This window comes from Pseudodonghicola flavimaris (assembly GCF_030164425.1).
Taxonomy (GTDB): Bacteria; Pseudomonadota; Alphaproteobacteria; order Rhodobacterales; family Rhodobacteraceae; genus Pseudodonghicola; species Pseudodonghicola flavimaris.
Genome location: NZ_JASNJD010000011.1, coordinates 38,307 through 56,802, shown reverse-complemented (window position 1 = coordinate 56,802; position 18,496 = coordinate 38,307). Strand labels below are relative to the sequence as shown.

Genomic DNA, 18,496 nt, shown 5'->3' with positions numbered 1-18,496 from the left:
GATATCTGCGGCCAGAAAAAGACAGCGGGCGCCGTGACGGCACCCGGGCATTATGACCAGTCTGGGGCACGTTTTTCCAGGAAGGCGGCGATGCCTTCGGCGGCGTCTGCACTGCCGGTGGCGCGGCCCATGGCATCGCGTTCGATGTCGAGCTGTTCGGCCTCGGTGGTGTCGTAGGCGCGGGCGACCATGGAACGGATCACCCCCTGCGTATTGCGCGGGCCCTTCGCCAGCGCATCGGCCAGTTCCATCGCGCCCGCCTCCGCCCCACCCGGAGCGGTCAGCAGGTTGACGGCGCCGAGCGCGGCCATCCGCGCGGCGGTGACCGGGCGGCCCAGAAGGCACATCTCCATCGACAGCGGACGCGGCAGGATGCGCGCCAGGGCGGCGGTGAGCCCGCCGTCGGGCACCAGCCCGGCCTTGACGTAGGCGGCGGTGAATTTCGCATCCTCGGCCGCCACGATCAGGTCGCAGGCCAGCGCGATGGAGAGGCCGGCCCCGGCGGCGCCCCCCTCGATGGCGGCGATCACCGGCACCGGGCAGGTGCGAATCGCCCGGATCCGGGCGTGCAGCCGGTCGATCTGGGCGCGGCGGTCATCTTCGGCGAGGCCCTGACGGGTGATCAGCACGTTGAGATCGCCACCAGCACAGAAGAACGGCCCCTCGGAGCTGAGGATCACCGCCTTGATGCGGGGGGCGAGCGCCTGCTCCGCCGCCGCGGTGATGGCGTCGAGAAACTCCGGCGTCAGCGCGCCGCGCCGGGCGGCATTGCCGTTCAGGACGACCAGCCGGTCGCCGCGATCTTCGATCCGGGCATGGGTCATGGGCGTCCTTTCGGCAGGATGCGGCGGAAGACACCGGCGGCGCTGGCGCAGAGGGCGCCCTCGGCGTCGTGCAGTTCCGCCTGGGTATAGGCGATGGTCCGACCGCCGCCGGTGACCCGGCCGGTGGCCACAACCCGGCCACTGCGGGCCGGCGCCACGTAATGGGTACTGAGCGACACCGTGGCGGTGGAGCCGAGCCCCGGGGTCGGCGCGGACCGCGCCACCGCGAACCCGCTGGCCACATCCAGCATCATCGCCACGATCCCGCCGTGCAGCGTGCCGTTGCGGTTCAGATGCCGCGGCTCGATGTCGAGAACGACCCGACCGGCGCCATCGGCGCCGCTCAGGTCCAGGCGATATCCGATCAGCTCCTGTGCCCCGCTGCCGTGGCGCGCGACCTCGGCAGCGGGAACGGGATCATGCGGCGCTGAGGGCAATGAACCGCTCCAGATGATAATCGGTATCGCCGAAGCGATGATCGGTCATCACGATGCGCTTGGCGATATGCGCCAGTTCATATTCCTGGGTCATGGCGATGCCGCCGTGCATCTGGATCGCCTCTTCGGCGACCAGACGACCGGCACGGCCGATCAGGTTGCGGGCGGCGGCGATCTGGCGATCGCGCTCTGCCACCGGATCCGACAGGTGGCCGGCGGCGTTGATCACCGCAGAGCGGGCCTGCTCCAGCTCGATCAGCAGATCGGAGAAGCGGTGCTGCAGCGCCTGAAAGCTGCCGATCGGCCGGCCGAACTGCTGCCGCGTCATCAGATAGCCACGGGTCAGCTCGGTGGCGGTGACCATGGCGCCGAGCGCCTCGGCGGCAAGCGCCACATTGGCGGCGGCGACCGCGCCGGCGATGGCCCCATAGGCCGCACCCGCCGCGCCCAGCCGGGCAGAGGCCGGCAGGCGCACCTCGTCCAGCGTCACCTCGGCGGCGCGGCCACCGGCGAAGAGCGGATAGCCCCGCAGGGTCACGCCCGAAGTGCCGGCCGGCACCAGGAACAGGGAAATTCCCGCCTCGTCATCCACCGCACCGCCTTCGCGGGCGGAAACGATGAGGTAACCCGCCGCCTCGGCATTGGCGACCACGGCCTTGCGGCCATTCAGCACGATGTCACCGCCGCTGACCTTCGCCTCGGTCGCAACCCGGTTCAGGTCATACCGGCTGGTCGGCTCGCCATGGGCGAAAGCCAGATGCAACCCGCCGCCGATGACCTCTTCGATCAGCGCGGTCTGGCTGTCGTTGCCAAGCGCCGCGAGCAGCCGACCGCCCAGAACGGCGGTTTCCAGCATCGGCTCGACCACGCCGGCGCGGCCCAGTTCCTCGAACACAGTGGTGATGTCGAAGCCGGCGCCACCGAAGCCGCCCTCCTCTTCGGTGAAGAGCGCGCCGATCACCCCGAGCTCGGCCAGGCCGGCCCAGATATCGGCGCTCATCCCCGTCTCCGACTCCAGGATCGTGTTGCGGGTGGCGGTGGTATATTTGTCGGACAGATAGCGGCGCAGGGTATCCTGCAGCATCTGGCGTTCTTCGGTCAGATTGAAGTCCATGACCGTCAGCCTCCCATTTTGACCTTGGCGATGATGCCGCGCTGGATTTCGTTGGAGCCGCCGAAGATCGACAGCTTTCGGTTGTTGAAATACTCCGCCGACAGCGGCGCGGCGTAATCCGGCCCGATCGGGTCGTTGTTGCCGGCCAGCGCCTCGGACGGGAAGGGCAGCGCGTAAGGGCCCACCGCGCGGCGGGTCAGATCGTTGATCTCCTGCCGGATGATGGTGCCCTTGACCTTGAGCATGGAGCTTTCAACCCCCGGCGCCTGACCGGAGGCCGCCTGGCTGATGATGCGCAGGTTGGTGGTGGCCATCGCCATCAGGTCGATTTCCACCTTGGCCATCCGGGCGGCGAAATGCGGGTTTTCGATCAGCGGGCGGCCGCCCGACATCTCGACCCTAGCGATCCGCTTCAGCGCGTCGAGCCCGGCCTGCGAGAAACCGACACCGGCGATATTGGTGCGCTCATGGGTCAGCAGATACTTGGCGTAGGTCCAGCCCTTGTTCTCCTCGCCCACCAGGTTCTCGGCCGGCACCTTGACGTTGTCGAAGAAGACCTCGTTCACCTCGGGCGTGCCGTCGAGCAGGATGATCGGCCGCACCTCGATGCCGGGCGTGTCCATGTCGATCAGCAGGAAGGAGATGCCCTCCTGCTGCTTCACGTCCGGGTTGGTGCGCACCAGACAGAAGATCTTGTTGGCGTGCTGGCCCAGCGTGGTCCAGGTCTTCTGACCGTTGACGATGTAGTGATCGCCCTCGCGCACCGCGCGAGTCTTGAGGCTGGCCAGATCCGATCCCGCGCCCGGTTCGGAATAGCCCTGACACCACCAGTCGTCGCCGTTCAGGATACGCGGCAGGTAATAATCCTTCTGCGCCTGATTGCCGAATTTCATCAGCACCGGCGCCAGCATCGACAGGCCGAAGGGCACGATGCGGGGCGCGTTGGCTTGGGCGGCCTCCTCTTCGAAGATATGGCGCTGCACCGCGTTCCACTCGGCACCGCCGTATTCCTTCGGCCAGTTCGCCGCCAGCCAGCCGCGCCCGTTCAGGATCGCGTGCCACTGTTCGATATCGGCCTTGCCGAGTTCGGCGCCGGAACGGACCTTGTCCGACAGCGCCGCAGGAAGCTCGTCGCGCAGAAAGGCGCGGACCTCTTCCCGAAAGGCCTGCTCCGCGGGGGAGTAGCTCAGATCCATGTGGAACCTCCTTAGTAGATTTCGAACAGGCCGGCCGCGCCCATGCCGCCGCCGATGCACATGGTGACGACGCCCAGCTTGGCGCCGCGCCGCTTGCCTTCGCGCATCAGGTGGCCGGTCATCCGCGCCCCGGTCATGCCAAAGGGGTGGCCGATGGCGATGGACCCGCCGTTGACGTTGCATTTCTCGTCGTCGATGCCCAGCCGGTCACGGCAATAGAGCGCCTGGGAGGCGAAGGCCTCGTTCAGCTCCCACAGGTCGATATCGTCGACCTTGAGCCCATGACGTTCCAACAGGCGCGGCACGGCGAAGACCGGACCGATACCCATCTCGTCGGGCTCGCAACCGGCGACGGCGAAGCCCTTGAAGGCACCCATCGGCTCCAGCCCGCGCTTCTCGGCCTCTTTCGCCTCCATCAGCACCACGGCGGCAGCGCCATCGGAGAGCTGGCTGGCATTGCCGGCGGTGATGAACTTGCCAGCGCCGCGCACCGGTTCCAGCCCGGCCAGGCCCTCCAGCGTGGTGGTCGGGCGGTTGCATTCGTCGCGGTCGACGGTGACCTCTTTCATCGAGATCTCGCCGGTTTCCTTGTCCTTGACCGCCATGGTCGCCTGCATCGGCACGATTTCATCGTCGAAATAGCCGGCCTGTTGCGCGGCGGCGATCCGCTGCTGACTGCGCAGACCGTATTCGTCTTGGCGCTCGCGGCTGATGCCGTAGCGTTCGGCGACGATATCGGCGGTCTCGATCATCGTCATGTAGACCGCCGGCTTGTGTTCCATCAGCCAGGCTTCCGGCGCGTGCCGCGCCTTCGGCTGTACCATCGAGATGCTCTCGACCCCGCCGGCGACCATCGGGCCGGTGCCCTCGGCGGTGATCGCGTTGGCCGCCAGCGCGATGGTCTGCAACCCGGAGGAGCAGAACCGGTTCACCGTCATGCCCGAGGCGGTGATCGGCAGACCGGCCCGCAGGGCGATCTGGCGGGCGATGTTGCTGCCGGTCTCCGCCTCCGGTGCGCCGCAGCCCATGATGCAATCCTCGATCTCCGAGCCATCCAGCCCGGCCCGGGCGACCGCGGCCTGAACCGCGTGACCGCCCATGGTGGCCCCGTGGGTCACGTTGAATGACCCACGGAAGGATTTGGCCAGCCCGGTGCGGGCGGCCGATACGATAACAGCCTGTTTCATCGGGACTTCTCCTCCTCAGTCCGTCTTTCAGTCCTTGTTCAGATCGTCAAAGCTCCGACCTTCGGCGACCAGTTTTTCCAGCAGCGGCGCCGGTTCCCAGAAATAGGGATCGTCCTGCGCCCAGGATTTGATGTCCGCCAGCAGGCCCGGCAGGCCCTGCATGTCGGCCCATTTCATCGGGCCGCCGCGATAACGCGGGAAGCCGTAGCCGTAGAGCAGCGTCACATCGACATCGAGCGGCCGCTTGGCGATCCCCTCGCCCACCACCCGGGCGGCTTCGTTCACCATCGCGGCCATGTAGCGGCGGACGATCTCCTCATCGGTGAATTCGCGCGGGGTGATGCCCTGCGCGGCGCGATCCGCCTCGATCAGCGGCATCACCTCGGGGTTGGGCACCCGGGCCTTTGCGCCGGCGGAATAGTCGTAATAGCCCATGCCGGTCTTCTGGCCGAAATGGCCGTCTTCGCAGAGCTTGTCAGCATAGGTGAAATCGCGCGCCCTGGGGTCCATGCCCTCGGCCCGCTTGCGCTTGCGCACCGCCCAGCCGATGTCGAGCCCGGCCAGATCGCCCACCGCGTAGGGCCCCATGGCGAAGCCGAAGGCCTCAAGCGCGGCGTCGATCTGATAGGGCGAGGCGCCGTCGAGGATCATGTAATCGGCGCAGGTGCGGTATTTCGACAGGATACGGTTGCCGATGAAGCCATCGCAGACGCCGGCGCGGACCGAAACCTTGCCCATCTTGCCCCCCAGCGCGAAGCCGGTGGCGACCACATCCGCCGCGGTCTTGTCGGCGACGACGATCTCCAGAAGCTTCATCACATGCGCCGGTGAGAAGAAATGCAGCCCGATCACATCCTCGGGCCGGCTGGTGCAGGCGGCGATCTCGTTCACGTCCAGATAGGAGGTGTTCGAGGCCAGCACTGCGCCGGGCTTGCAGATGGCGTCGAGCTTGGTGAAGACGTCCTTCTTCACGCTCATCTCCTCAAACACCGCCTCGATCACCAGATCGGCGTCTTTCAGCGCCGCGTAATCGGTGGCGAGCGTCAGCGCCTTTTCGGTCAGCTCGGCGAATTTCTCCGGGGAAATCTTGCCGCGCTTCAGCGCGCCCTGCAGGTTGCCCGAAATCCGGCCCTTGGCGGCCTCGGCGGCCTCGGGGCTCATCTCGATCAGGGTGACGGTCAGGCCCGACAGCAGCGCCGAAGTGGCGATGCCCGCGCCCATGGTGCCACCGCCGATGACGCCGATCGCCGCCAGCTGACGCGGCTCCACGTCCTTGAGCTCCGGCAGCTTGCCGACGGCACGCTCGGCGAAGAAGGCATGGATCAGGCCCTGGCGCTGGTCGGTCGCCATCAGCTCCATGAACAGCTCGCGTTCGCGTTTCATGCCCTCGGCGAAGGGCAGCTCGCAGCAGGCCTGAATGCCGCGCACGGCGACGGCGGGGGCCAGCAGGCCGCGGCCCTTCTTCAGGACCGCGTCATAGAGAGCGTCGAAATCCACCGGCTCCGGCGCCGGCATCTCGCTGATGGCGCGGCGCGGCGCGGCGGCGTCGATCAGCTCCTGCGCATAGGCGAGGCCGATCTCGCGCGGTTCACCCTCGGCGACCTTGTCAAGGATACCCAGCTCCAGCGCCTCCTTGGCGCCGATCTGGCGGCCCGAGGTGATCACGTCGAGAGATTTATCGATGCCGATCAGACGCGGCAGCCGCTGGGTGCCACCGGCGCCCGGCATGACGCCGATCAGAACCTCGGGCAGGCCCATGCGCGCCTTGGGCACGGCAATCCGGTAATGCGACCCCAGCGCGATCTCCAGCCCGCCCCCCAGCGCGGTGCCATGCAGCGCCGAGACCACGATCAGCGGCGAGGCTTCAATGCGGGTGCAGACGTCCGGCAGGAAGGGCTCGGTCGGCGCCTTGCCGAATTCGCGGATATCGGCGCCGGCGAAAAAGGTCCGCCCCTCGCCATAGATCAGGACCGCCTTGGCGCCTTCCTTCTCGGCGCGTTCGATGCCCTCGACCAGGCCCTGGCGCACCGCCTGGCCCAATGCGTTCACCGGCGGGTTGTTCGCCGCCAGAACCGCAATATCCCCAATTTTTTCATAAACGATGGCCTCGGTCATCCGGCCTACCCCTCTGTCTGTCCGGTCGGGCCCTGGCTTGGGCCTTGCCCCGGGAAAGCTCTCCATCTATCGGGGTTCTACTGGCGAAAGCAGGCGGAAGGCAAACCGGAGACCTGCCGCATGACGGCATCGCGTCGGCCTCAAACCCGGCCCCTCCCCGGCGCTCAGCGCGCGCAGCCAGAATCCCCCCTCTAAAATTTCGCAGTGCGGAATGACATTCCACCACGCCGGCGCACGATAGGCGCAAGCCGCAAGGAAGATCAAGAGCCAAGCCCGCAGACGCAAGTTTATTGCGGCAAGACCCGGCTCCGCCCTTACGTCACGGTGAAATGAACCGGGGAGAGAGGCGCGGCGCGGCGGCTCAGGGGCGGGGAATCACCCCGGCCGCGACCCAGTCGTCAAAGACCTCCAGCGCCCGGGCGGTGAAGGCGGCATCGTTGATATGCGCCTCAAGCGGCTCCAGCCGGGCGGTGGGCGGACAGGCGGCCATCATCTCGTCGCAGAAGGCGGCCAGCCCCCCGGCATCGTGCAGATCGGCGCCGGGGCGGTCCCATTCGTTGCAACCGCCCCTGGGCAACAGGATGGTGACCGGCGCGACCGCCTGGCCCAGCTTGTCGCAGATCGTCCGCGCCACCTGCCGGCGTTCCTCCGCAGTCAGCACGGCCGAGGTCAGCAGCCGGTTGTGCGCATGTACCGGGCGGTCGGCCAGCCGTGCCGGGGTCTCCTGCCAGCCGATGAAATCGACCAGGTCGTAACAGCCCGGTGCCACGATCTGAGGGATGCCCGCACGGCCGGCGTTGGTCATCCGGTCCTCGCCCGCGCTCAGGCCGCCGAACAGGTGGTTCGACACCTCCTGCGGCGCGAAATCCATCACCGCGGCAAAGGCGCCCTCGGCCGCCAGCGATTCAAAGGCCCGCCCGCCCATGCCGGTGGCGTGGAACACCGCGACCTCATAGCCGCGCTTCTCCAGCTCGGGCTTCAGCGTCACCATATAGCGCAGCACCGTCTTGCCGAAGGAGGTCATGCCGATCAGCGGTCGGTCACGCGCCGGTTTCTCAACTGCCCGCGCCGCCCCCAGCACCGCGCCCGCGGCCTGGCTGAGCGCGGCCTTGCAGACCGAGTTCAGCCCATAGAGCCCGCCGGCCCAGAGGATCATCTGCACATCCGCCGGGATCCGCTCGGGCGGCATCAACGGCGAGAAGGAGACAGTAGAGACGATATATTTAGGCACCCCCAGTGGCAACGCGGCACACAGATCCAGCGCCAGATCGGTGCCCATGGTGCCGCCCAGCACGATCACCCCGTCGATCCCGCCAGCGTCGTACAGGCTGCGGGCCTGCGCGGCGGCACCCCGTGCCATGATCTGCATGGCGGTGTTTTCATCGCCGCTGTCGATCGCCGCCTGAATGGAGCTGCCGCCCGCCTCGGCCACCTGATGCTTGCTGACATCGGTGGGCTGCGACGGCTCCCCCAGGACAGAGACGTCCATGGTCAGAACCCCACCGCCCTGCCCCCGGATCCGGTTCGACAGATAGGTCAGCTCATCGTCCTTGGTGTCAAAGGTTCCGGCAACCAGGATGGTCTTGTCGGTCATGGCGCGGCCTCCGCTCACAGCTGAATCCAAGCGGTTTTCAGATCGACGTATTTGTCGAGCGCGTGCAGGGATTTGTCGTGGCCGTTGCCCGACTGTTTGACGCCACCCAGCGGCACCGTGTTGTCGGCGCCGCCATAGGTGTTCACATGAACCACCCCGGCGCGGATGCCCGCCACCATGCGATGCGCCCGACTGAGGCTGCCGGTCCAGACCGCCGCCGCCAGTCCGAAATCGGTGGCATTGGCCAGCCGCATCGCCTCTTCCTCGGTGTCGAAGGGGGTGACGGCCAGCACCGGGCCGAAGACCTCCTTCTGAAACAGCGTCGCCTCCGGCGTCACCCCGGTGACGATGGTGGGCGCCATATAGGTACCGCCGGTCTCGGCCAGGATGCGGCGACCGCCGGTGACGACCTCGCCCCCCTCTGCCGCGGCCGTCGCCATGAAGGACAGGTTGCGGGCCAGCTGATCCTCGGAATTCACCGCGCCGACGTGGCTGGTCAGGTCGAGCGGATCGCCGACCTTCAGCGCCTCCGCCTCCGCCTGCAGCAGCGCCACGAAGTCATCATGCACCGAACGTTCCACCAGCAGGCGGGAGCCGGCGACACAGACCTGGCCGGAGTTGCGGAAGATCCCCTTGGCCGACACCTGCGCCGCCTGTTTCAGATCGGGGGCGTCGGCAAAGACGATATTGGGGGATTTGCCGCCAAGCTCCAGATAGACCCGCTTGAGGTTCGACGCGGCGGAAGCCTCGAGCAGCCGCCGCCCGGTGGCGCCGGAGCCGGTGAAGGTCAGCACATCGACGTCCATCGCATGAGCCAGCGCCGAACCCGTCTCTGCCCCGGTGCCGGTGACCACGTTCAGCACCCCGTCGGGCAGACCGCATTCGGAACAGATCTCGGCCAGCCGCAGCAAGGTGAGCGAGGCCGTCTCCGCCGGTTTCAGCACCACGGAATTGCCCATCGCCAGCGCCGGCGCCAGCTTCCAGGCGCCGATCATCAGCGGGAAGTTCCAGGGCACGATGGCGCCCACCACCCCCACCGGCATCCGGTGCACCAGCCCCAGCACGTCGGGCGCGGTCGGCGCGATCTCTCCGGCCACCTTGTCCAGCGCCTCGGCGTAGTAGCGGAAGGTGCCCGCCGCGCTTCCCGGTTCGGCCTTGTAGGCCATGTTGAACTCGGTACCATTGTCGCGAATGCCCAGTACCGCCAGATCCAGCGCCTCGGCCTCGATCCGGTCGGCGATGGCGTGCAACACCTTCTTGCGCCCAGCCGGCGCCAGGCGCGACCAGCGGCCCTCCTCGAAAGCGGCGCGGGCGGAGGCGACGGCGCGGTCGACATCCGCCGCGCTCGCCCCCTCCAGCGTGGTCAGAACAGACCCGTCAATCGGCGAAACCACTCCAACCGGCGTGCCCGAACCAGCTTGCCACGTTCCATCAAGAAAGAGCTTCTGCGGCGCAACAGCATGGCGCCGAAGCTGGTCGATCTGCGTTTGAATTGCCATTCGGCCTCCTTCAGCTCGCGGCGATCCAGCCAGACCCGGCGGATATGCATCACGAGCACAGCGATGATGATGAGAAACAGGATGAAGGCCACCGGCCGGTCGATCATGTCGAGCGGGGATTTCACCCGCGCCATGCCGGCACGCAGCTTGACCTCCATGATGCCGCCCAGAACCATGCCAAGGATGATCGGCACGCTGGGCAGCGACAGACGTTTGAGGATATAGCCCACCACCCCGAACACCGCTGCCAGCACGCAGTCGGTGGCAGAGTTGCGCAGCGAATAGACCCCCACGAAACTGAGCGCGAGGATGCAGACGCCGAGAAACCGGTTGGGGATCTTGACCACCTGGATCAGCGATTTCGTGGCGAAGAGCAGGAAGACCAGCACCAGCACGTTGAGGATCAGAAGCGCCAGATAGAGGGCGACGACGAAATCCATGTCGTTCTGGAAGAGCCCCGGCCCCGGCACCACGTTATGTACGTAGAAGACGCTGAGCATCATCGCCGTCAGCGCCTCGCCGGGGATGCCGAGCGCAAGGAGCGGCACCATCGCCGCGGCCGGCACCGCGTTGTTCGAGGTCTCCGCCGCGATCAGCCCCTCGGAGGAGCCGCGGCCGAAGTCCTGCGGCCGTTTCGAACTGCGCTGCGCATAGGTGTAGGACATGAACTGCGCGGTGAATTCGCCGACGCCGGGGATCATCCCCATCAGCACGCCGAAACTGGCCGAGACGGTGGCGACCCGCGGGTGCCGCGCCAGTTCGCGCAGCCCCTGGAACAGCCCGCCGCCGCGCAGCCGGGTGGTGCGGATCTTCTCGTCCTCGCTGGTCAGCAGCACGAAGGCCTGGCTCAGCGCGAAGAGACCCAGAACCACCACGATCAGGTTGATGCCACCCTGCAGGAACGGCTGATCGAAGGTGTAGCGCTGGGAATATTTCACCGGCTCCATGCCGATGGTCTGCAGGAAGATGCCGAAACAGGCGAGCGCACCGGCGATCAGCGACTGGCCGCGATGGGCGACGATGACCAGGAGAATACCCAGAAGCGCGGCGAGAAAGATCTCGCGGCTGCCGAACATCGGGGCCACCTTCGCCAGCACCGGGGCGAAGAGGATCAGGCAGAGCACCGAGAAGATGCCGCCGAAGAACGACGACGAATAGGCCAGGCTCAGCGCCCGCTTCGGCTCCCCCCGCGCGGTCATCGGATAGCCGTCGTAGGTGGTCAGCGCGTTCACCGCAGTGCCCGGGGTGTTGATCAGGATGGCGGGGATCGAGCCGCCGTACATCGAGCTGCCGTAGATGCCCAAGAGCACGGTCAGCCCGACGATCGGGTCCATCGAGAAGGTCGCGGGCAGCAGGATGGCGATGGCCACCGCCGGGCCGACGCCGGGAATGGCGCCGATCAGCACCCCGCCGATGGACCCCACCAGCAGCGCCAGCGCCACGTCCCAGCGCATCAGGATATCGAGAGCGGAAAGAAGAAGGTCCATCAGAGATACAGAATGAAGAAGCTGCGCAGCGCGCCGGGAAGATAGTCGTAGATCAGGCCGCCGGGGATTTTCACCGACAGGAAAGTCTTGAACAGCACCACCACCGCCAGGGCGAAGACCACGCTGGCCCAGAGGATCAGCGGGCGGCGGTAGCCCATGCGCCAGGTCAGCGCCGGCACGAAGATCAGGGTGGAAAGAAGATAGCCGATCACCGGCACGATCAGCACATAGACCAGGAACCACAGGGTGTATTCCAGCACCTGCGCCCAGCGGATCACCTCGGCCCGATCGCTGGCGGTGAACCGTCGCCACGGCAGCCGGTAGAGGTGCAGCCCGCCCAGGACCACCATGCCGCCCAGTCCGACCCCCGGCCAGAACCGCGGCTGGGCGAAGAACTTGGTCTTGTTGGCCCAGATCGTTTGCGTGCCGATCTGCGACAGCAGCAGCAGCGACAACGCGACGAACCCCAGCGCGAAGATCAGCTGCCCCCGGCGCGGGCCGACGAAGCGGCGTTCGCGTTCAGTTGCCATTCGGAGTGCCCCCGAGGAGAGTGGATCGGAAAAGGGCCGGAGCAGCACGCCCCGGCCCCGGATCGATCAGTTCAGCAACTCGCCGATGCGGGCCACGGTCTCGATGTCTTTCTCGATCCGCGCGGTGCTGTCCTGGGCGTTCTGCCAGTAGACCAGCGCGCCGGTCTCCTTGGCAACGGCCTGGGCACGATCGCTCATCACCGTCTTGCTGGCCACGGCGATGATCTTGTCGCGCACGTCCTGCGGCGTCTCCTTGGTCACGAAGAGCCCGTTCCACAGCGCGATGTCCAGGCTCGGCTCCAGCTCTCCGATGGTGGGGGTGTCGGGGATCAGCGGGATGCGCTGGTCGGTGATCGCCACCAGCACCTTGACGCTGTCCAGGCAGGGCAGGATCAGCTGCAGCGTGGTGTTGATCACATCGGCATCCCCGCTCGCCAGCGTATTGCAGTCGAGCGCGTCGAAGGCCGCGTCGGAGCCGAATTCGAACCCGGCAGTCTTGGCATAGGCCTTGGTCACCTGGGTCGGCGTCAGCACATCGCCGAAATGCCCCAGCGCCACGTCGTTCTCCTTGGCGTAGGCGGCCAGCTCATCCATCGTCGAATAAGGGGCATCGCCGCTGGTGGCGATCACGAAGGGATAGGTCAGGAAGATCCCCAGCGGGTCGAATTTCGCCGGCGTCAGCGGCGGAATGTCGATCTGGTGACCGACCACCGGCACCCCGATCACGAAGGACCCGATGGTATAGCCGTCCGCCGGCGCATTGGCGACCTCGATGGCGCCCGGGAACGGGCCACCGCCGCCACCGGGCTTGTTCACCACCGCTGCGGCAACGCCGTATTCGTTCTGGAAGTCCTCGGCGATCATCCGGGTCAGCACGTCCTCCAGATCGCCCGGCGGCCAGGGCACGATGAAATTGACCGGTTTCTCGGGGTATTCGGCGAAGGCCGCGCCGGCGGTCATCAGGGCCGCCGTCGCCGCGCCAAGCACTGCATGGGTGAATTTCATTCCAGGACCTCCTTGCTGGATCGGTTCATTATTCGAACCATTGGTTTGATTTAGATTGACAGCCCGTGGGCCGATCTGTCAAGAAAATTGCCAAGCGCCCCGCAGCAAAATGACGATCTGCCGGTCCGAGCGACCGGAAAGGAGCATGAAGACCCCATGGGAACAGTCACTAAGGCCCTGTCTTTGCTGACGTTTTTCAACCAGACCCGAACCGAGATCGGGCTGAGCGATCTGACGCGGCTTTCGGGTCTGAACAAGGCCACCGCCTATCGGCTGATGAGCGAACTGCAGCAGGCGGGATTCGTCGAACAGGCCGGCGCCGACCGCGCCTACCGGCTGGGGCCAGAGGTTCTGCGGCTGGCGGCACTGCGCGAGGCGGCGGTGCCGATTCTCAGCGCCTCCCGCCCCGCGCTCGACCGGCTGAGCGCGGCGACGGGAGAAACCACCCACGTCTCCCTGGCCAAGGAAGAGGTGTTGAACACCATCGCCCATGCCTACAGCCCGCGACACGCCACCAAGGTGATGATGGAGGACGCCGAGGTCGTCAGCTATCACGGCACCGCCTCGGGCCTGTCGGTGCTGGCCTTCGCCGATGCCGACTTCGTCGACCGCGTGCTGGCCCGGCCGCTGCCCGCCCATACTGGCGACACGCTGACCCAGCCGCAGGCGATCCGGGCGCAGCTCTCGGCGATCCGCGCCGATGGCATCGCCGAATCCATCGGCGGGTTCGAAGCCGACGTCCATTCCCACGCCGCCCCGATCTTCGGCCCCGACGGCAAACCGCTGGGCGCCATCGCCGTCGCCGCGCCGGTGACCCGGATGACGCCGGAGGCCCGGAGGCTGATCCGGACGGAGCTGCGCCTGGCCGCGCTGGGGCTGACGCAGAGCATCGGCGGCATCTGCCCGCCCGGTTTTCCCCGGCAGGTCGCCGCATGAACCGGGCGCTGATCCTCGATTTCGGCGGCGTGATTACCCGCACGCTGTTCGAAACCCATGCTCTCACCGAAACGGCGCTGGGGCTGGCGCCCGGCACGCTGGACTGGCAGGGCCCCTTCGCGCCGGAGACCGATGCGCTCTGGCGCGACATGCAGGCGGGCACGATCACTGAACGCGACTACTGGCGCCGCCGCACCGCCGAGGTGGGCGGGCTGCTGGGCGAGAACTGGACCGAGATGAGCCAGTTCGTCCGGGCCGCCCGCGGCGCCGAGCCGGAGGCGGTGATACGGCCGGAATTCCGCGCCGCCATCGCTCAGGTCAAGGCGGCGGGGCTGAAGCTGGCGATCCTGTCGAACGAGCTCGATCTCTTCTACGGCGCCGATTTCCGCGACCGGCTGCCGTTCCTGGCCGATTTCGACGTGATCGTCGACGCCACCTACAGCGGCATCCTGAAGCCCGACCCGCGCGCCTATGCCGCCTGTCTCGACCAGTTGGGCCTGCCGGCGGGCGCCTGCGTCTTCGTCGACGACCAGCGCCGCAACATCGCCGGCGCCGAGGCGGTGGGTCTGCCGCATGTCCATTTCGACGTCGCCAATCCGGCGGCGAGCTATTCCAAAGCCCTGCAGATGCTGGGCCTCAGCAAGGAGCTGTCCGCATGAAGGATTCCAACTATCTCAAGGAACACAACGCCCGGTCCCTGTGGCACCCGATGGCGCATCCGGCCGACAGCCTGAAGAACCCGCCGACCATCGTCACCGGCGGCGCGGGCGTGCGGATCACCGATGTCGACGGGCATGAGGTGGTCGATGGCGTCGGCGGGTTGTGGAACGTCAACCTCGGCTTTTCCTGCCAGCCGGTGAAAGAGGCGATCACCGCCCAGCTCGACACCCTGCCCTATTATTCGATCTTCCGCGGCACCACCAACGACGCGGTGATCCAGCTGTCGGAAGAGCTGCGCGACTTCTTCGAACCCGACGGGCTGACCCGGGCGTTCTACACCTCCGGCGGCGGCGATTCGGTGGAAACCGCGCTGCGGCTGGCGCGGCAGTATCACAAGATCCGCGGCGAGGCCGGACGGATCAAGTACCTGTCGCTGAAGAAGGGCTATCACGGCACCCATTTCGGCGCCGCCTCAGTCAACGGCAACCAGAACTTCCGCGCGCCCTATGAGCCGCTGTTGCCCGGCTGTTTCCACATCCCGGCGCCCTACACCTACCGCAACCCGTTCAACGAGAGCGACCCGGCCAAGCTGGCGCAGCTCTGCCTTGCGGCCCTGGAGGACGAGATCGCCTTTCAGGGGGCGAACACCATCGCCGCCTTTATCATGGAACCGGTGCTGGGCGCCGGCGGCGTGATCCCGCCGCACGAGAGCTTCATGCCCGGGGTGCGCGAGATCTGCTCGAAACACGGCATCCTGCTGATCGCCGACGAGGTGATCACCGCCTTCGGCCGCACCGGCAGCTGGACCGGCTCGCGCCATTGGGGCGTGCAGCCCGACCTGATGACCACCGCGAAGGCGATTACCAACGGCTATTTCCCCTTTGGCGCGGTGATGATCGCAGAGCATGTGGCCCAGGTCTTCGAAGGCGACGAGACCGGTCGCGCCGCCATCGGCCACGGCTATACCTACTCCGGCCACCCGGTGGGAGCGGCGGCGGCGCTGGCCTGTCTGGCCGAAACCAAGCGGCTGAACGTGGCGGAGAATGCGGGGGCGCGCGGCGCGCAGATGCATCGGGGCCTGCTGGCGCTGCAGGAGAAGCACGAGATCATCGGCGATGTGCGCGGCGGCCACGGGCTGATGAACGCGCTGGAGCTGGTAAGCGACCGCGCCAGCAAGACCCCCATCGCCAAGCCGGCGATCGCCCGGGTGCAGGAAGTCGCCTATGAGGCCGGCGCGATGGTGCGCGTCTCCGGTCCCAATGTGATCCTGTCGCCGGCGCTGGTGGTCACCGAGGCGGATGTCGAGGTGATCCTGACCGCATTGGACAAAGGCCTTTCGGCCGCCGCGAGCTGAGCCGCGCCCGGCCCGCCCTCGGGCGGGCCGAAGCGCCCGCGCGCGGGCGCTGCCTCCGGCGGGGATATTTTCAGCCAGGAAAAGACCCGGGCGCGGCGGTCACGCCGCCGGGGCCGGATCGCGCAGGCAGGTCCAGACGGTGCGGGTGGATTTCTCTGCCACCCGCTCGAAACCGGCCTCGCGCAGGACGTTCTTGCATTCGCGCATGCCGCCCACGCCATAGGCGTTGGGGTGGAATTCCAGCACCATGGCGCGGAACGGGCTGAGATCGGCATGCAGCAGGATGTCGCGTTCGCCGCCCTCGATATCCATCACCAGAACCGTCGGCTTCAGATCGGCGCAGACCTCGTGGAAACTAGCGGTGGGCACCTCGACCGCGCGGGTGTCGCGGTTTTGAGGTTCGATCAGCGAGGAGCCGAGATAGCTGCTGTGAATGTGGAAGGTCATCGTCTCCGGCCGCTCCGGCGCGCTGACCAAGACCTTGTTCTGCACCGAGATCCGATCACCCAGCCCATTGGCGGCATAGAGCGCCTCGATCGCCGGGATCAGCTCCGGGTTGGCCTCGAAAGACTGCACCCGCCGCGGTTTCGCATTGGCCGCGATCACCGCCCCGACCAAGCCGATGCCGGCGCCGATTTCCAGAACCACATCGTCTTCGCCTACCACATGCAGGGCGCCGGCCATCTCCAGCCCCTCGTATTCGGCGGCATTGATGCGGTCGATCCGCTTGTCGTGCAGAAACCGCGAGCCGGGCACTTTCACGCCCAGGCATTCGGCGGCGATGTCGGGAATGTCGGTCTGCTCGGTCATCGGTTACCCCGGGTGCTCTCGTTACGCTGGGCGCATCCTGATCCGGGGGCGGCGCGAAGGCAAGCGGCCGGGCAACGGTTTCCCGGCCCCCGAGTCCCCGCTGCATCACCTGCGCCGGAGCGCGGCGGTCAGCTCTCCTCCGGCACCTCCAGCACCAGCCCGTCGAGCGCGACGGCAGCGGTGATCTGACAGCTGAGCCGGCTGTTCGGCCGTCGCTCGCCGGCGACCATATCCAGCATCACATCCTCCATCTCCCCCGGGCCGCCGACGCGGTCGAGCCAGTCTTCGGTGACGAAGACATGGCAGGTGGCACAGCTGAGACAGCCGCCGCATTCGCCGATCACACCGGGCACGTTGTTGGCCACGGCGGCCTCCATCAGGTTGAGCCCGTCGGCGACTTCGGCCACGATCTCCGCCCCGCCGGGCAGCTTCCAGGTCACATGCATCGGCCCCTCCTCAGATGAAATAGACGTAGAAATCGCGCAGCGCGTCGCCCTCGAGATCGCGGGTCTTGCGCGCCTCCTTCTCCTTCATGAAGACGTGGTTGGCGACCAGATCGGCCCCAACCGCCTCGGTCAGCGCGGTATCGGCGGCAAGATCGGCAATCGCCCCCTTGAGGCTGGTGGCGGTGCCGTCCCGGGCGTCGGTCTTTTCAAACCCGTCACCTGTCTCCATCGGCGGCAGCGCATAGCCGTTCTTCACCCCCAGCAACGCCGCCTGCAGCACGGCGGCCACGGCGGTATAGGGGTTGGCACTGGCGTCCGCCATCCGGTGTTCCAGCCGCGCCTTCGGCCCGCCTTCGGAAGAGATCCGGGTGGTCACGTTGCGATGATCGCCACCCCAGTTCTTCCAGTAACCCGACAGCGACCCGGGCTGCAGCCGGAGATAGGAATTCGCGGTGGGCGCGATCAGCCCGGCCAGCCCCTTGTGGTGATGCAGAAGCCCGGCCAGACAATTCCGCGCCAGATCGTTCATATGCTCCGGCCCGCCCAGCGGCCCGGAGGAGAGCGCGTTGCCACCGGCCTCATCGGCGAAGGAGAAGTTGATATGCATGCCCGAGCCGCCGGCCTCGGCGATCGGCTTCGGCATGAAGGTCAGCACAACGCCATATTCCAGCGCCACCTCCCGCGCCATCAGGCGGAAGAGAACGATATCGTCCACCGCCTTCACCGCATCGTCGAAGGTCAGCGTATATTCGAACTGCGGCGCGTCGAATTCGGCGGTGATCATGTCGAGCGAGAAGCCCAGCCGATCCGCCATTTCCCAGATGCGATCGTTGAACCGCAGCGGATCGGCAAAGGGGCCGGTGCCATAGACCACGCCGCCGGGGGTATCATAGGGCTCCAGCCGTCCGGCCTCATCCCCCTGCAGCGCATAGGCCTCCAGCTCGATCCCTACCTTGGGGGTCAGCCCGATCTCGCCCCAGGCGGCGACCGCCCGTTTCAGCGCTCCCCGGGGGCAGAGCGGCAGCGGCAGGCCAGCATCGTCATAAAGATCGCCCAGCACGATCTGCGTGGTCTCGTCCCAGCTGTCGCGGATGTCGTCATGGCGCCAGCGCAGTTCCATGTCCGGCAGCCCCTGATAGACCATCGCGCCGGGCGCGTTCAGCAGATCGCGGTCGTAATGCGTGCCGAAGACCGAGCGGCAGAACCGGGTGCCGTCATCGCCGATCTTGGACTGCGGCAGATATTTGCCGCGCATGATGCTGAGGTGATCGCAAAAGAGCGCGCGCAAGCGGGGTTTCATCG

The 18,496-nt window shown here is 67.0% G+C and carries 17 protein-coding genes; 3 read left to right on the top strand and 14 right to left on the bottom strand.

The window, feature by feature from the left end; all coding sequences use genetic code 11:
- Positions 1 to 50: 50 nt before the first annotated feature.
- The 11 genes from QO033_RS14980 to QO033_RS14930 all read right to left on the bottom strand — a co-directional run bounded on the left by QO033_RS14980 (position 51) and on the right by QO033_RS14930 (position 12,988).
- Entirely contained in the window at positions 51 to 824 is a 774-nt protein-coding gene (locus tag QO033_RS14980; RefSeq protein ID WP_284481791.1) for an oxepin-CoA hydrolase, alternative type, read from the bottom strand.
- Positions 821 to 1,261 carry a PaaI family thioesterase gene (locus QO033_RS14975; protein WP_284481790.1) on the bottom strand — a complete coding sequence of 147 codons (441 nt, stop codon included), beginning with the start codon at positions 1,259 to 1,261 and terminating at the stop codon, positions 821 to 823. Before QO033_RS14975 ends, QO033_RS14980 begins: the two co-directional genes overlap by 4 nt.
- Complete coding sequence (locus QO033_RS14970) at positions 1,242 to 2,375, bottom strand: acyl-CoA dehydrogenase family protein (RefSeq protein ID WP_284481789.1); 1,134 nt, start codon at positions 2,373 to 2,375, stop codon at positions 1,242 to 1,244. The genes QO033_RS14975 and QO033_RS14970 overlap by 20 nt, the downstream gene beginning before the upstream one ends.
- Before the next feature lie 5 nt (positions 2,376 to 2,380).
- Positions 2,381 to 3,571 carry an acyl-CoA dehydrogenase family protein gene (locus QO033_RS14965; RefSeq protein ID WP_284481788.1) on the bottom strand — a complete coding sequence of 397 codons (1,191 nt, stop codon included), beginning with the start codon at positions 3,569 to 3,571 and terminating at the stop codon, positions 2,381 to 2,383.
- A gap of 11 nt (positions 3,572 to 3,582) precedes the next feature.
- Entirely contained in the window at positions 3,583 to 4,758 is a 1,176-nt protein-coding gene (locus QO033_RS14960) for an acetyl-CoA C-acyltransferase (protein ID WP_284481787.1), read from the bottom strand.
- A gap of 27 nt (positions 4,759 to 4,785) precedes the next feature.
- Positions 4,786 to 6,873 (bottom strand): FAD-dependent oxidoreductase, encoded by a 2,088-nt coding sequence (locus tag QO033_RS14955; RefSeq protein WP_284481786.1) that lies wholly within the window; start codon positions 6,871 to 6,873, stop codon positions 4,786 to 4,788.
- A gap of 361 nt (positions 6,874 to 7,234) precedes the next feature.
- Positions 7,235 to 8,467, bottom strand: a complete 1,233-nt coding sequence (locus QO033_RS14950; protein ID WP_284481785.1) for a Tm-1-like ATP-binding domain-containing protein — start codon at positions 8,465 to 8,467, stop codon at positions 7,235 to 7,237.
- A gap of 14 nt (positions 8,468 to 8,481) precedes the next feature.
- Positions 8,482 to 9,861 carry an aldehyde dehydrogenase gene (locus QO033_RS14945; protein ID WP_284481784.1) on the bottom strand — a complete coding sequence of 460 codons (1,380 nt, stop codon included), beginning with the start codon at positions 9,859 to 9,861 and terminating at the stop codon, positions 8,482 to 8,484.
- Positions 9,831 to 11,453 (bottom strand): tripartite tricarboxylate transporter permease, encoded by a 1,623-nt coding sequence (locus tag QO033_RS14940; RefSeq protein ID WP_284481783.1) that lies wholly within the window; start codon positions 11,451 to 11,453, stop codon positions 9,831 to 9,833. The genes QO033_RS14945 and QO033_RS14940 overlap by 31 nt, the downstream gene beginning before the upstream one ends.
- Positions 11,453 to 11,983, bottom strand: coding sequence for a tripartite tricarboxylate transporter TctB family protein (locus tag QO033_RS14935; protein ID WP_284481782.1), 531 nt, complete (start codon positions 11,981 to 11,983; stop codon positions 11,453 to 11,455). The genes QO033_RS14940 and QO033_RS14935 overlap by 1 nt, the downstream gene beginning before the upstream one ends.
- A gap of 66 nt (positions 11,984 to 12,049) precedes the next feature.
- A complete protein-coding gene (locus QO033_RS14930) occupies positions 12,050 to 12,988 on the bottom strand; it encodes a tripartite tricarboxylate transporter substrate binding protein (protein ID WP_284481781.1) in 939 nt (312 codons plus the stop codon).
- Between the two features lie 156 nt (positions 12,989 to 13,144).
- Between QO033_RS14930 and QO033_RS14925 the strand changes: the two genes are divergently transcribed.
- The 3 genes from QO033_RS14925 to QO033_RS14915 are packed head-to-tail and all read left to right on the top strand — an operon-like array spanning position 13,145 to position 15,938.
- Complete coding sequence (locus QO033_RS14925; RefSeq protein ID WP_284481780.1) at positions 13,145 to 13,924, top strand: IclR family transcriptional regulator; 780 nt, start codon at positions 13,145 to 13,147, stop codon at positions 13,922 to 13,924.
- Positions 13,921 to 14,583 carry an HAD family hydrolase gene (locus QO033_RS14920; RefSeq protein WP_284481779.1) on the top strand — a complete coding sequence of 221 codons (663 nt, stop codon included), beginning with the start codon at positions 13,921 to 13,923 and terminating at the stop codon, positions 14,581 to 14,583. The genes QO033_RS14925 and QO033_RS14920 overlap by 4 nt, the downstream gene beginning before the upstream one ends.
- The gene (locus QO033_RS14915) at positions 14,580 to 15,938 is read left to right on the top strand and encodes an aminotransferase class III-fold pyridoxal phosphate-dependent enzyme (RefSeq protein WP_284481778.1); all 1,359 of its coding nucleotides are present in this window, start codon (positions 14,580 to 14,582) and stop codon (positions 15,936 to 15,938) included. The genes QO033_RS14920 and QO033_RS14915 overlap by 4 nt, the downstream gene beginning before the upstream one ends.
- Before the next feature lie 99 nt (positions 15,939 to 16,037).
- On the opposite strand, the gene QO033_RS14910 is transcribed toward QO033_RS14915, so the two are convergent.
- The 3 genes from QO033_RS14910 to QO033_RS14900 all read right to left on the bottom strand — a co-directional run bounded on the left by QO033_RS14910 (position 16,038) and on the right by QO033_RS14900 (position 18,494).
- Entirely contained in the window at positions 16,038 to 16,748 is a 711-nt protein-coding gene (locus QO033_RS14910; RefSeq protein WP_284481777.1) for an FkbM family methyltransferase, read from the bottom strand.
- A gap of 128 nt (positions 16,749 to 16,876) precedes the next feature.
- Positions 16,877 to 17,194 carry a 2Fe-2S iron-sulfur cluster-binding protein gene (locus QO033_RS14905; protein ID WP_284481776.1) on the bottom strand — a complete coding sequence of 106 codons (318 nt, stop codon included), beginning with the start codon at positions 17,192 to 17,194 and terminating at the stop codon, positions 16,877 to 16,879.
- A 10-nt stretch (positions 17,195 to 17,204) separates the two neighbouring features.
- Positions 17,205 to 18,494, bottom strand: coding sequence for a type I glutamate--ammonia ligase (locus tag QO033_RS14900; protein ID WP_284481775.1), 1,290 nt, complete (start codon positions 18,492 to 18,494; stop codon positions 17,205 to 17,207).
- Positions 18,495 to 18,496 lie beyond the last annotated feature (2 nt).